Consider the following 13,210-nt stretch of genomic DNA (forward strand, 5'->3'; position numbering starts at 1 on the left):
AACGGGCATTCCCGGGAAAGCCTGTCGCGGCTGAAGCCGCTCTACGTGGTTGGAGTTCCGGTGAAATCGGATGTCTCCTGTTCCTAGGCATCTGGTTGCTGCGGCCACGCCGGCCGCTGGCGCACGAGGCAGCGCTCGCATTGACGCCGCGCAGCCACTGGTCGAGGATCGCCATGCCGCATCTGGCGGCCCGAGGTGGCAACGGTCCATGAGGGGAATGCGCGTTCTGTGTGCGATAAGTCTGTGGCTGAGCGCGTTCGCCGCCATCGCGGGCGAGTCGCCGGCGCGCACGGTCCAGACGTTCTATGCCTGGGCGATCGCGCCCAAGCACGCCGATGGCGACGTTGCGCAGGTGCGGCATCTGCTTGGGCGGGAACTGTTCGCGGCGCTGGAGGCGCAGCGCGCCTACGAGGCAGCCTGCGCCAAACTTGTGCCTGCAGACGTCAAGCCGCACATGCTCGACCAGAGCCCATTCTTCCTGTGGCCGGACCAACCGACGGCGCTGGTCTCGACGACCGCGCAAGTCGCCGGCGACACCGCGCAGGTGCGCGCCCGTCTGGCCATCGATGACCAGCAGTGGACGGATACGTTGGTGCTCGGTCGCCAGGACGATCGCTGGGTGATCCTCGACATCGCGTGGCAGGAAGGCACGCTCACCCAGCGCCTGGCCGCATTCGCCGCGCAGCGCTGCGCGCCTTGATGGCAACGACGCAGACGAGGGAAGGCGCGGTGGATGAGTTCGGTCGCCGCACCGCGTTCGACCTTGGCCTCGCTGTCTGCAACATGCGGTGAAGTGCGGACCCGCTCGGGCGATCGGGCAGCGTGTGCAGACCCAGGCATGTCCACGGCACGCACCTGGCGTGACGTGATGCGGTCACGCATCGTCGCGCCGTGGCCGCCGCGCCGTCATTGCAATGGCGGTGCAACACAGACGACATATCGTGCCGCGCTGCGCCACAGTCTGGCGCATGCCGTCGCGGGCTGCTGCGCAAGCCGAACGGACTCGATTTTGCGCGCTCACAAGGATCCGACATGCTGCATCCCCATCTCTCCCCGCGGCCGCTGACCGCGCGCGCCGCGCCGGCCCGTACCCGTCTGGCGCAGGCCTGCGCCGTCCTGGTGCTGGCCTCGGTCGCCGCCGCCGCCGCCGCGCAGGACAGCGCGCCGTCGCTGGCCGGCAGCGAGACCCGCCCGGCCAACGCCGCCGGTACTGGCGATGCGGCGACCTCGCTGGACACCATCATCGTCACCGCCGAGCACCGCGAGCAGAACCTGCAGGACGTGCCGGTATCGGTGGGCGTGGTGCAGGGCGAGGCGATGCGCGACTTCACCGCCGGCGGCGACGACACCCTGCTGGCGCTGTCCGGCCGCGTGCCCAGCTTCTACGCCGAAACCACCACCGGCCGCATCTTCCCGCGCTTCTACATCCGCGGCCTGGGCAACATCGACTTCTACCTCGGCGCCTCGCAGCCGGTGTCGATCATCCAGGACGACGTGGTGCTGGAGCACGTGGTGCTGAAGTCCAACCCGGTCTACGACGTGGATCAGGTGGAAGTGCTGCGCGGCCCGCAGGGCTCGCTGTTCGGCCGCAACACCACCGCCGGCATCGTCAAGTTCGACAGCATCAAGCCCAGCGACGACTACACCGGCCGCGTCACCGCCAGCTATGGCAGCTACAACACCGTCTCGGTGGACGGCGGCATCGGCGGCCCGATCAACGACGTGCTGTCGTTCCGCGTGTCCACGCTGTACCAGCACCGCGACGACTGGGTGGACAACACCTACACCGGCCCCAGCGCCGACGGCACGGTCACCCCGAAGAAGGACGCGATGGGCGGCTACGACGACCGCAACGCGCGCCTGCAGCTGCTGCTGAAGCCGAGCGAAAACTTCTCCCTGCTGGGTTCGTTCCATACCCGCGACTACGACGGCACCTCCACCCTGTTCCTGCGCGGCGCGCTGCGCAAGGGCTCGAACAAGGTCGACGTGCCGCGCGACCAGGTGGCCTACGACGAAGCCCACGACAACCCGCAGGCGTACAAGACCCACGGCGCCTCGCTGAAGGCGATCTACGACTTCGGCGGCGTCTCGCTGACCTCGATCAGCGCCTACGAGACCACCTCCGGCTACAGCCGCGGCGACACCGACGGCGGCGCCGCGGCCAACTTCCCGGTCAACGGCGTACCCAACGGCTACGGCCAGTCGATGGGCCAGGTGCGCGACCTGGACCAGTACACCCAGGAACTGCGCCTGGCCAGCGAAGGCGACGCCCCGCTGCAGTGGCAGGCCGGCGCGTTCTACTTCGACGGCAAGGACACCACCGACTTCTACCAGCGCGCCTATTTCCTGCAGACCGCTGCGCGCAATCCCAACAACTGGGTGCGCCTGCACAACAGCAACACCTCCTGGGCCGGCTTCGGCCAGCTGACCTACAAGGTCACCGACGCGTTGACCCTGACCGCCGGCGTGCGCCAGACCCGCGACAGCAAGGAGACCAAGCTGCTCAAGACCGCCGACACCGCGTCCGGCGTGGTCACCTACAAGGGCCGCCGCGACGTGCGCCTGGCCGACACCCAGCCGAGCTGGGACCTGAGCGCGATGTATGAGATCAACCCGAACGTCAACGTGTATGCGAAGGTCGCGCGCGGCTTCCGTGGCCCGACCATCCAGGGCCGTTCGGCGGTGTTCAATTCCGACTTCACCACGGCCGACTCGGAAACCATCCTGTCGTGGGAAGCCGGCATCAAGAGCAACCTGTTCGACAACCGCCTGCGCCTGAACGTCACCGGCTTCACCTACACCGTCGACGACATCCAGCTCAACGGCAACGACTCCAACGGCAACGGCGTGCTGTTCAACGCCGACAAGGCCAAGGCCTACGGCATGGAGGCGGACCTTGACTGGCGCCCGATCCCCAATCTGTCGCTGACCGCGGGCCTGAGCCTGCTGCACAGCGAGATCCAGGACAAACGCGTGTATGCGCAGGTGTGCGGCCTGAACGGCGTGGTGGTGTGCACGGTGAAGGACCCGACCATCCGCATCGGCAACAACACCTTCGCCCAGATCGACGGCAACCCGCTGCCGAACGCGCCCAAGTACAACGTCAACCTGGCCGCGCGCTACGACATCCCGGTCAACGACGGCGGCGCCTTTTTCGTCGCCACCGACTGGAACAAGCAGGGCTACACCAGCTTCGTGCTGTACGACTCCACCGAGTTCACCTCCAACGGCAACTTCGAGGGCGGCCTCAAGCTGGGTTACACCGGCGACTACGGCGCATGGGAAGTGGCCGCTTTCGCCCGCAACATCACCAACGAGAAGAACCTCAAGGGCGTGATCGAGAACTACATGGCGGCCGTGTACAACGAACCGCGCATCGTCGGCGTCTCGTTCAACCTGCACTGGCACTGATCGCAGCACGTCGTAGCACCACGCCGGCAGCACCTGCCGGCACCAGCGGGCGGGAGGGCGACAGTCCTCCCGCCCGTTTACGTTTTCGCAGCAGTAAATAGCCGGTAACTGTAGCCATGGCGATAGCCTTGCTGTTGCTGTTGTCGTGCTGTTGTCGTGCTGTTGTCGTGCTGTTGTCGTGCTGTTGCTTGGCGTTGGCTCTTGCTTTTGCCTTGCCGGGTTCCCTTCCGAAGCGGCGGATGGACCGGGGAAAAACCCCGAAGGGGCGGCGCACAGGGACGTGCGCCGTTCGCGGCAGGGGCAGGATGCCCCTTCCGCGAATCCCCGGTGCATCCGCGGACCCGGAGCGCGCAGCGCGGAGGGCGCGTAGGCAGGGCGCGCTTTCTTTTGGTTACCTTTTCTTTGCGCGAGCAAAGAAAAGTAACTCGCCGCCAGGCGAAAGCCTTTGCTGTTGCTTCAAGCTTTACTGTTGGATGAGAAGAACCGTAGTAGCGAGCGGCTTCAGCCGCGACGCGCGACGCGCCAGCCTCGCTATGCCCCTGGGACGATGGCCCCCTGCATCGCGGCAGCCGCCGGTCACGGCGTCGGGACTGAAGTCCCTCCCACAACACGTGTCTGCGCGTGACGCATACGTTGGCGATGCCCACCCGTAGGAGCGGCTCCTACGCTCCCAAGACCCCCGAGCAAACCTGCTACCCATCCCAAATCCCATGGCAGCCCCGCCCCCGCTCTGCTAAAGTCCGCGCCCAGCGCTGCCGCGTCCGGCAGCCAGGCACAGCCGCCGCCATGCCTTCAACCGTGAGTCTTTCGGGGGAAGTGGTGTATGCGCGTCGCGCGGTCCGTGTTGTCCTTATGCGTGGTATCCGTCTTGCTGAGCTGGGCGCCGCCAACGCGCGCTGCCAGCGCCGATGCCGCGCCGCCTCCTGATCCCACCACCCTCGACCAGATCGTCGTCACCGGCGAGAAAAGCGGCCGCAGCGTGCAGGACACCACCAGCTCGGTCGCCGTCACCACCGAAGCGCGCATCGAGCAGGAGAACCTGCAGAGCGCCTACGAGGTGTTCAACCGCACCGCCAACATGGCCCAGACCTACGGCGATGCCGGCTTCAGCATCCGCGGCATCCGCAACATCGACGGCGGCAGCGATGCGCCGCTGGCTACCATCTACCTGGACGGCGCCGCCCTGCCGTGGAAGGCGATCAGCTGGGCGCCGCTGAGCCTGTGGGACCTGCAGCAGGTGGAAATCCTGCGCGGCCCGCAGTCCACCCTGCAGGGCGAGAACGCCCTGGCCGGCGCGATCGTCCTGCGCACCGCCGAGCCGACCATGGACTGGCAGGGCAAGCTGCGGGTGCTGGCCTCCGATCCGTCCGACCGCAGCGTGGCCGGCGCGGTCGGCGGGCCGATCGTGGCCGACGAACTGGCGTTCCGCGCCTCGGTGGAGCAGCGCAGCTTCGACGGCTACACCTGGAACCTCACCCGACAGGCCGCCGACGACGCGCAGGTCTCGGCGATCTACCGCGGCAAGCTGCTGTGGACGCCGTCGGCGATCGCCGGGCTGAAGGTGCAACTGGGCTACACCCGCTCGCACCGCACCGGCCCGTACATGTACACCTACGTGCGCACCGACCTGCCCGATTACCTCGAGCACCGCTACGCCACCAACAACACCCCGGACCGCACCCGCAGCGACAGCGACATCGTCACCCTGCAGGCCGATTACGTGCTCTCCGACGCCTGGTCGCTGTCCTCGGTCAGCGCCTGGAACAAGGTCACCTCGTCCAGCCTGTGGGACATGGACCATGGCCCGGACAACGCCGGCTACGCGCGGCGCCAGCTCGACGACACCACCGCCTCGCAGGAATTGCGCCTGCACTACGCCGGCACCGCGGTGCAGGGCCTGCTCGGCGCGTACTGGGCGCGGCACGTGGAAGACAACGACGCGCAACTGCTGAACAACGTCGCCACGCCGACCACCACCATCGCCGGGCTGCTGCGCAGCGCCGGCTTCCCGGCCGCCACCGCCAGCGCGATCGCCACCCGCTACGCGCAGGCGCTGCCGGTGATTCCGGTCGACTACGTCAGCGCCAGCCCGACCCGCTCCAGCAACCGCGCGCTGTTCGCCGACGGCCAATGGCAGATGGGCAGCGGGTTCTCGCTGCTCGGTGGGCTGCGCTACGACCGCCAGCGCTACGCCATGGCCTCCGACACCACCGCGGCCTTCGCCGGCCGCTATCCCGACCCGGCCGCCTTCGCCGCCAGCGGCACCGCGTTGTATCGGGCCATCGTCGCGATCAACCAGGGCGTGGCCGGCATCGTGCGCTCGGCCAACGGCGAGGTGGCCTGGAACACGCGCGACTTCGACGCGCTGCTGCCCAAGCTCGGCATGCGCTACGACTGGAACCCGGACCTGTCGACCAGCCTGGTGGTGCAGCGCGGCTACCGCTCCGGCGGCTCCAGCTTCAACTCGGCGCGCAGCCAGGCTTTCCCCTACGATCCGGAATACACCTGGAACTACGAAGCCGCGCTGCGCTCGCAGTGGCTGGACCGGCGCCTGACCCTCAACGCCAACGCCTACTACATCGACTGGAAGGACAAGCAGACCACCGCCTACTTCGGCCTCAACAGCTTCGACTTCAACACCGTCAACGCCGGCCGCGCGCATCTGTACGGGGCCGAGCTGGAGGCCAGCCACCGCCCCAACGAGGCGTTCGACTGGTACGGCTCGCTGGGCTATGCGCGCACCCGCTACGACAGCTTCGCCACCATCGCCGGCGCCTCGGTGATCGACTACGCCGGCCGCGAGTTCGCCTACGCGCCGCACTGGACCGCGGCGCTGGGCGCCAACTGGCGCTTCGCCGAGGGCTGGCTGGCCAACCTCAACGCCAGCTTCCGCGACCGCGTGTACACCGACATCGGCGCCGGCGCCGTGCAGCTGGCCTCGCGCACCGTGGTCAACGCCAAGTTCGGCTACGAAAACCTGGACTGGAGCGCGTGGATCTTCGCCAACAACCTTCTCGACCGCCACTACGTGCAGTACCGCTGGGCCACCGATCCGGTCGCGATCCTGGGCGCGCCGCGCGTGGTCGGCATCGGCTTCGAGGCGCGCTGGTGATGCTCGCCTTTGCCACCGCCGGTTATCTGCTCGCCGCCGCGCTGGCGGCGCTGGCCTTCTACCTGGCCACCGCGCACCAGCGGCTGCGTCCGGCCTGGCGCCGGCACGCGCGCGCGCTGCGCGTGGCCGGCACGCTGCTGTGCGTGGCCGCATTGGGTGCGGCGATTTCGGCGCTGGGCGTGTGGGCCGGCGTGTTCGCCGCGCTGAGCGCGACGATGCTCGCGGCGGTGGCCCTGCCGTATCTGGATGCGTGGCGGCAATTGCACCAAGGGGCTGGCGATGTGGGCTAGGTGGCTGGCGGCGATCGTGCTGGGCCTGCCGCTGGCGGTGGGCGTCATCGGCTTGTGCGTGCTGCTGTGGCCGGGCGACCTGCAGGTGCACACGCTGCCGTGGCTGTTGCTGGTGTTCCCGCTGTGGGTCGGCGCCATGTCGCTGGCTTTCGTGTTTCGCAGCGGCGCGCGCGCGTGGCTGTGGCTGGGCGCTGCGACCGCACTGTGCTACGTGGCGCTTTACCTGCTCAAGGCCACCCACCTCGTGCAGGTGAGCGCATGAAGGCCGCGACCCTGCGCCAGTTCCTGTCGGCGCACAGCTGGATGGGCCTGCTCGCCGGCATGGCCTTGTTCATCGCCTTCTACGCCGGGGCGATCAACGTGTTTACCCACGACCTGGAGCAGTGGCCGCGCCCGGCCGCGGTGCAGGCCCCGGCGTTGCCGCCGGAGCAGGCCGCGCAGGCGCTGGCCGATGCGGTGCTGGCACGGCATCCGGCGCTGGCCGAGTCGTACACGCTGATGCTGCCCGGCGAGGGCCGCACGCAGCCGCAGTTGTTCGCGTTCGGGCCGGCTGCGGAGCAGGCCTTCGGCGGCATGGTGCAGTTCCAGCCCGGTGCCGACGGGCAGCCGGTGCAGCTGCCGCAGCGCAGCGGCTTCGTCGCGTTCCTGTACGACCTGCACTTCACTGCCGGGCTGCCGCGCACCTTCGGCACCTACCTGTTCGGCGTGGTCTGCCTGCTGTACGGGGTGGCCCTGGTCAGCGGCGTGGTGCTGTACGCGCCGGTGCTGCTCAAGGACCTGTTCGCGCTGCGCCGCGGCCGCAACGTCAAGCGCCTGTGGCAGGACGCGCACAACGCCATCGGCATGCTGTCGCTGCCGTTCCACGTGATCTTCGCCTGGTCCGGCGCGGTGCTGACCCTCGGCGTGCTGCTGCTGGCGCCGTTCCAGTACCTGGTGTTCGACGACAAGCTGATGCAGGTGCTGCAGCCGGACTTCGAACTGGCGCCGCACGTGCAGCCCGCGCACGTGCCTGCGCCGATGCTGCCGGTGGCCGAGCTTGTGAAGCGGGCACGCGCGGCCAATCCCGGTTTCGTGCCGGAGAGCCTGTCCTTCCACGATGCCGGCGACGCCAACGCGCAGGTGGAGCTGTACGGCCACCAGGAGCAGCGCCGGCTCAACACGCTCGGCGGCGTGGCGCTGCGCGCGGCCGACGGCCAGGTGTTGCGGGTGCTGTCGCCGCAGACCATGTCGCCGGGTGTGGCCGCGCTGCGCGGCCTGCAGACCCTGCACTTCGGCGACTACGGGCGCTGGCCGCTGCAGTGGCTGTACTTCCTGCTCGGGCTCGGCGGCGCGTTCCTGTTCTACAGCGGCAACCTGCTGTGGGTGGAAGCGCGGCGCAAGCGCCGCCAGGTCGCGCAGCCGTTGCGCACCCACGTCATGGCGCGGCTGACCACCGGCGTCTGCCTGGGCTGCGTGGCCGGGGTATCGGCGCTGTTCGTGGCCGCGCGCCTGCTGCCGCCGGGGATGGAACGCGGCGCGTACTACGCCGTGTTCGCGCTCGGCGTGGCATGGGCGCTGCTGCGGCCGACCGCCCGCGGCGCCTACGAACTGCTGCTGGCCTGTGCGGTGCTGACCGTGCTGGTGCCGCTGGCCGGGTTGCGCGGCGCCGCCGGCTGGGTGGCGCCGTGGAGCAGCGGGACGCTGCTGGCCATCGACGCCTGCGCGCTGGCGCTGGCCTGGGCCTACTGGCAGATGGCGCGCGCCGCGTATCGCCGAGGGCAGGGCGGCGATCCACACAGCGTGTGGGCGTTCCCGCCGCCGCGCTGACGCGCGCCCTGCCGTGCCAAGGCGGCGCGGCAGGGCGCTGCTGTCACGCAACCGATCGTCCCAAAAGTGGACAATCACGCGCCGGTGCTTTTTCATGGTCTCGACGTGGGCACCGCAGCGTCCGCGCGAAACCGAATCGGGTGACACGATCTGATGTGACCTGATCCGCACTTCGCGCCGCGTTGCCGTCGACAGGGGACTGCATGCACGAGCGTTACCAGGAGCCACACGACGCACCGCCGGGCGAGGCCTACGCGGCGCAATTGCGCAAGGGATTCGCCGCGCTGCGTTTCGATCCTCCGCTGGAACGGGCGTACCGCCACTACACCGCCGCCACGCTGGGCTTCGCGCAGCGCGTGGCGGCCTCGCTGGGCGTGTTGATCGCGCTGCTGCTGCTGGGCTGGGACGCGGTGCATTTCGGCTGGCGCGGCGGCGGCCTGCTCGGCTATGCGGTGGCGGTGCGCGTGGCGACCCTGCTGGCGTTGCTGTGGGTGGCGGCGGCGATCCATCGCGCCGACACGCACGGCCCCGGCCATGCCGCGCTGTTGCTGCTGGTCGGCGGCACCGGGCTGGTGCTGTCGAGCATCGGCTACCCGCCGCAGGAACTGCGCTATGCGGCGGCGGTGATGACCCTGGTGATCGTGGCCGGCTTCTTCCCGTTGGGCATGGCGTTGTGGCAGAGCGTGGCGGTGGCGCTGCTGCTGTGCGCGATCAGCGCCGTGGCCGGCCACCTGCTGTTGGACGGAGCAGCGCACGATGCCTACCTGCGCCTGCAGTGGCTGCTGTGGACCGCGGTGCCGGTCGGTGCGGCCGGCGGCTACCTGCGCGAACACTCGCGCCGCGAAGGCTTCCTGCAGCGGCGGGTACGCGACGACGAGGCCTTGCGCGACGCGCTCACCGGCCTGGGCGACCGCCGCCGCTTCGACGAACACCTGGCGGTGGCGCTGGCCGAGCGCGGGCGCCTGCAGCGCGGGCTGGCGCTGATCCTGGTCGAACTCGACGGCTTCGCCGCACTGAACCAGCGCAGCGGCGCCGGGGCCGCCGACCGCGCGGTGTTGGAGGTGGCCGAGGCCATGCAATGTCTGCTGCGGCCGCTCGATGTGGCCATGCGCATCGGTGCCGACCGCTTCGCCCTGGTGCTGTACGACGCCAGCGGCGCGCACCTGCGCCAGGTGGCGCCGGCGCTGCGCGACATGGTCGAGGTGATGGCAATCGCGCAGGATGCGGCGGATGCACAGGCGCTGACGGTCAGCGTCGGTGCGCTGCTGGCCACGCCCGAGGACACGCCGGCCACGCTGATGCAACGGGCCGAGGCATTGCTGGATTCCGCGCGCGCCGTCGGCAACCGCGTGGTGCTGGCCGAGGACACCGGTTGGTAGCGCGGTGATCCGGCGCACCAGCCCTCGCGACCGACGCCGCCGCAGCCGCCGCCACTGTGGGAGGGACTTCAGTCCCGCCGCAGCACCCCAACCGACCCGGGAAGCGCGCCTCTGCTTTCGACAGGCGCGCACGGGTGTTTCGTCACGGCCACGCGCGCCGCGCGCGGCGATCGTGGCACCGCCTCAGAACGTCCCTCGCTGCACGAACGGCACCTGCGCATAGAGCCGGCGTTCGCCTCCACGCGGGTCGTGCGCCAGGCGGCTGTCGGTGTCGAACAGCAGGGTTTCGCGCTGGGCCAGCGAATACGGTTCCCAGCGGGGCAGGCCGGCGTGGTTGGGGTCGCCGTGGCGGGCGAAGGCCAGCAGCGCTGCGCTCATCGCATCGGCCATGCGCTGCGCGCCGGCGCCGTCGCCGGTGCGCGACCCGGGCTGGCGGATGTTGTCGAACACCAGCGGGATGTCCAGGGTGTGGAAGGCGCCGAACTTGCCGCCGTCCAGTGGCGAACCCCAGTCCAGTTGGTAGACCCAGGTCGGTGCGCCCTGCCGCGCGCGCGCCTCGGCTTCCTCGACCGCGCCACGCCAGGAGCGGCCGGCGGTGGTGGCGGCGAAGAACACCTCGCTCGGTGTGTAGTGCGGATACAGCCGTCGGTACTCGGCGATCACCACCTGCGGCGACAGGTCCACGTACTGCTCCTGCGCCAGCTTGTCCGGCAGCGCGTCCCAGGTCAGCGCGAAGTTGGCCGGATCGTGGCCGAGGAAGGCGCGGGTCTCGTCGTGGGTGTTGCCGATCACCATCGGGATGCGCGCCGACTGCGGCGGCGCGTCCGGCCAGAACGGATGCCGGTGCAGCACCTGCGCATCAAGCACCGGGCCCAGGTACAGCGCGGTGTCCTCCGCGCGCGATGGATCGCGGATGCGCGTGGCCTCGAGCACGCGCTGCAGCGGCAGCGTGCGCAGCGCGTTCAGTTGCGATGGTTCCAACTGCAGGGCTTGCAGCAGCAACTGCGCGCGCTGGCCGGCGGCACGTGGCCCGGCGGCGGTGACCTGCTGCCCGCTCATGGTCCAGGCGCGGTGGAACAGGCTCTGCGCCGCCGGCATCGCCATCAGCGTGGCGATCTTGGCGCCGCCGCCGGACTGGCCGAACACGGTGACGTTGCCGGCATCGCCGCCGAACTCGGCCGCGTGCGCGCGCACCCACTGCAGCGCCTGTACCAGGTCGAGCTGGCCGACGTTGCCGGAGGCGGCATAGGCCTCACCTCCGAACGGCGCCAGGTACAGATAGCCGAACGCGTTGAGGCGGTGATTGACGCTGACCACCACCACGTCGCCGCGCTGGCACAGGCGCACGCCGTCGTACAGCGGGTCGCTGCCGGAGCCGTTGTTGTAGGCGCCGCCGTGGAGGTAGAACAGGATCGGACGCTTCGCACCGTCGCGCAGGCCCGGGGTCCAGACGTTGAGGAACAGGCAGTCCTCGCTGACCGGCTCGGACCCGCGCTGCGGCGCCAACGCACCATAGGCGCCGCAGTCGCGCACACCGTGCCAGGGCCGTTCCTGTAGCGCCGGCTGGAAGCGCCGCGGCGCGGTGTCGGCGCCGTAGGGAATGCCTTTGAACACGCACACGCCCTGCTCGCGCACGCCACGGATGCGGCCGCTGCGGGTGTGCGCCAGCGGCGCCGCCGGCATCGGCACCGAGGCCGGCGCCAGACCGGGCAGCGCGCCGCTCAAGGCCAGCGCGCCGAGCGCGCCGTCGCGCAGGAAGCGGCGGCGGCCGTGGTCGTCGGGGGCGGCTGCGTCGGGCACGGTGAGGAGCGGGGCAGGCAAGCGAGGGCGGGCGGTCATGCGTGGACGGTGTCCTGGCTAGGCGATCGGGGACGCGAGAGGTGTGGCGGCGTGGCCGTGTTTGCGACGGCCGGCGGTCCGGCGGCGTGCGTGGGACGGGCGAGGCGGGCGCCGCCGCGTGGTGGAGAGACCGTTCATGGGCAGGCTCACGGCGTGCCCGCCGGTGGCGGGATCGGCGCGCGGGCGCGGGGATCGTCCTGCACGCTGCGCATCCAGCCCAGCGCCAGCTGCGGCCATGCCGCCAGCGGCAGGCCGGCGATGCCGCGGGTGCCGAAGCCATGGCCGCCGTGCGCGAACAGGTGCAGCTCGGCCGGCACCCCGGCCTGGCGCAGCGCCTGGTAGAACAGCAGGCTGTTCTCCTCCGGCACTACCGAATCGTCCTGCGCGTGCACCAGGAAGGTCGGCGGCATGCCGGCATGCACCCGGTTCTGCAGCGAGTAGGCGGCCATGGTTGCCGCGTCCGGATGGCGGCCCAGCAGCCGCAGCCGCGAGCCGGTGTGCGCCGCGGTGCCGCTACCCATGTCGATGACCGGGTACAGCAGCAACAGGAAATCCGGCCGCGCGCTGACCCGGTCGATCGCATCGCGCGCCGGATACACCACGTCGTCGTAGCGGGTGCCGAGGCTGGCGGCGACGTGGCCGCCGGCGGAGAAGCCGATCGCGCCGATGCGCTGCGGATCCACCCCGTAGTCGGCGGCATGCGCGCGGATCAGGCGCAGCGCGCGCTGCGCATCGGCCAGCGGCTGGTCGCGCGCGGCGGCGCCGTCGACCGCTGCGTCGGGAAGCCGGTAACGCAGCACGAACAGGGTGATGCCGGCCTGTTCGGCGAAGATCGACACCAATGCCGTGCATTCCTTGTCCAGCACCACGCGTGCATAGCCGCCGCCGGGCGCCACCAGCAGCGCGCTGCCGTTCGGGTGCTTCGGCCGGTACACCACCATGTAGGGCTGGTAACGGCCGCTGAGCGCGCGATCGGGCAGGGCCGGGTCGTCGCTGCGCTCGACCAGATGCGCTTGCTCGGAGCCGGCCGTCGACCCCGGTGCCGGACCGGGCCACAGCGGCAGCCGAGCCGCCACCTCGGCGGCGCTCTCGCTGGCCGGCCGCTCGGCCGCTGCCGCCGGGCCGAGGGCGCCCAGCAACAGGCACAGCGCCGCCAGCAGGGCGATGCCGGAGCGGGGCCGGCGCCTGCCGCAGGATGGGGACAGTGGTTCGGCGGGACGTACGCGGGTGGCGAGGAGTCGGGCCGACATCATCGAGATCTCGTCGTGGATGGAAGAAACCCGCGGCGCGTGGCCCAGGGCACGATGGCCCAAGTGTGCGCGCCGCCTGCGCCAACGCATGGCGCTGTATCGCTGTTGCTGTTGCTGTTGCTG

9 protein-coding genes are annotated in these 13,210 nt (G+C 70.3%); 7 read left to right on the plus strand and 2 right to left on the minus strand.

Translation table 11 applies throughout. From position 1 onward, the window contains the following. Positions 1-70: 70 nt before the first annotated feature. From SLW55_RS18195 to SLW55_RS18225, 7 genes are all read left to right on the plus strand, one after another. Positions 71-700, plus strand: coding sequence for a DUF3828 domain-containing protein (locus SLW55_RS18195; RefSeq protein WP_295965215.1), 630 nt, complete (start codon positions 71-73; stop codon positions 698-700). 332 nt (positions 701-1,032) lie between these two features. After that, the gene (locus SLW55_RS18200) at positions 1,033-3,411 is read left to right on the plus strand and encodes a TonB-dependent receptor (protein WP_320745514.1); all 2,379 of its coding nucleotides are present in this window, start codon (positions 1,033-1,035) and stop codon (positions 3,409-3,411) included. Positions 3,412-4,267: 856 nt separating this feature from the next. Beyond that, entirely contained in the window at positions 4,268-6,523 is a 2,256-nt protein-coding gene (locus SLW55_RS18205; RefSeq protein ID WP_320745515.1) for a TonB-dependent receptor, read from the plus strand. After that, complete coding sequence (locus tag SLW55_RS18210) at positions 6,523-6,813, plus strand: hypothetical protein (protein WP_267103381.1); 291 nt, start codon at positions 6,523-6,525, stop codon at positions 6,811-6,813. Before SLW55_RS18205 ends, SLW55_RS18210 begins: the two co-directional genes overlap by 1 nt. Then, entirely contained in the window at positions 6,803-7,075 is a 273-nt protein-coding gene (locus SLW55_RS18215; RefSeq protein ID WP_017916978.1) for a hypothetical protein, read from the plus strand. Before SLW55_RS18210 ends, SLW55_RS18215 begins: the two co-directional genes overlap by 11 nt. Then, positions 7,072-8,619: a PepSY-associated TM helix domain-containing protein gene (locus tag SLW55_RS18220; RefSeq protein WP_320745516.1), complete on the plus strand. Its 1,548-nt coding sequence runs from the start codon at positions 7,072-7,074 to the stop codon at positions 8,617-8,619. Before SLW55_RS18215 ends, SLW55_RS18220 begins: the two co-directional genes overlap by 4 nt. Positions 8,620-8,822: 203 nt before the next feature. Then, the gene (locus tag SLW55_RS18225; protein WP_320745517.1) at positions 8,823-9,998 is read left to right on the plus strand and encodes a GGDEF domain-containing protein; all 1,176 of its coding nucleotides are present in this window, start codon (positions 8,823-8,825) and stop codon (positions 9,996-9,998) included. 183 nt (positions 9,999-10,181) lie between these two features. Here SLW55_RS18225 and SLW55_RS18230 read toward each other — a convergent pair whose 3' ends face one another. After that, on the minus strand, positions 10,182-11,681 hold the full coding sequence (locus SLW55_RS18230; RefSeq protein ID WP_320745537.1) for a carboxylesterase family protein: 1,500 nt from the start codon (positions 11,679-11,681) through the stop codon (positions 10,182-10,184). A 302-nt stretch (positions 11,682-11,983) separates the two neighbouring features. After that, positions 11,984-13,087 (minus strand): alpha/beta hydrolase, encoded by a 1,104-nt coding sequence (locus tag SLW55_RS18235; protein WP_320745518.1) that lies wholly within the window; start codon positions 13,085-13,087, stop codon positions 11,984-11,986. Between the last annotated feature and the right edge of the window lie 123 nt (positions 13,088-13,210).

This window comes from Xanthomonas sp. LF06-19, assembly GCF_034105425.1.
GTDB lineage: Bacteria > Pseudomonadota > Gammaproteobacteria > Xanthomonadales > Xanthomonadaceae > Xanthomonas_A > Xanthomonas_A sontii.

What these genes read in the sequence shown, in the direction of transcription:
- SLW55_RS18195 (WP_295965215.1), top strand. Translation starts at nt 71, where the DNA reads ATGTCTCCTGTTCCTAGGCATCTGGTTGCTGCGGCCACGCCGGCCGCT.
- SLW55_RS18200 (WP_320745514.1), top strand. Translation starts at nt 1,033, where the DNA reads ATGCTGCATCCCCATCTCTCCCCGCGGCCGCTGACCGCGCGCGCCGCG.
- SLW55_RS18210 (WP_267103381.1), top strand. Translation starts at nt 6,523, where the DNA reads ATGCTCGCCTTTGCCACCGCCGGTTATCTGCTCGCCGCCGCGCTGGCG.
- SLW55_RS18215 (WP_017916978.1), top strand. Translation starts at nt 6,803, where the DNA reads ATGTGGGCTAGGTGGCTGGCGGCGATCGTGCTGGGCCTGCCGCTGGCG.
- SLW55_RS18220 (WP_320745516.1), top strand. Translation starts at nt 7,072, where the DNA reads ATGAAGGCCGCGACCCTGCGCCAGTTCCTGTCGGCGCACAGCTGGATG.
- SLW55_RS18225 (WP_320745517.1), top strand. Translation starts at nt 8,823, where the DNA reads ATGCACGAGCGTTACCAGGAGCCACACGACGCACCGCCGGGCGAGGCC.
- SLW55_RS18230 (WP_320745537.1), bottom strand. Translation starts at nt 11,681, where the DNA reads ATGCCGGCGGCGCCGCTGGCGCACACCCGCAGCGGCCGCATCCGTGGC.
- SLW55_RS18235 (WP_320745518.1), bottom strand. Translation starts at nt 13,087, where the DNA reads ATGTCGGCCCGACTCCTCGCCACCCGCGTACGTCCCGCCGAACCACTG.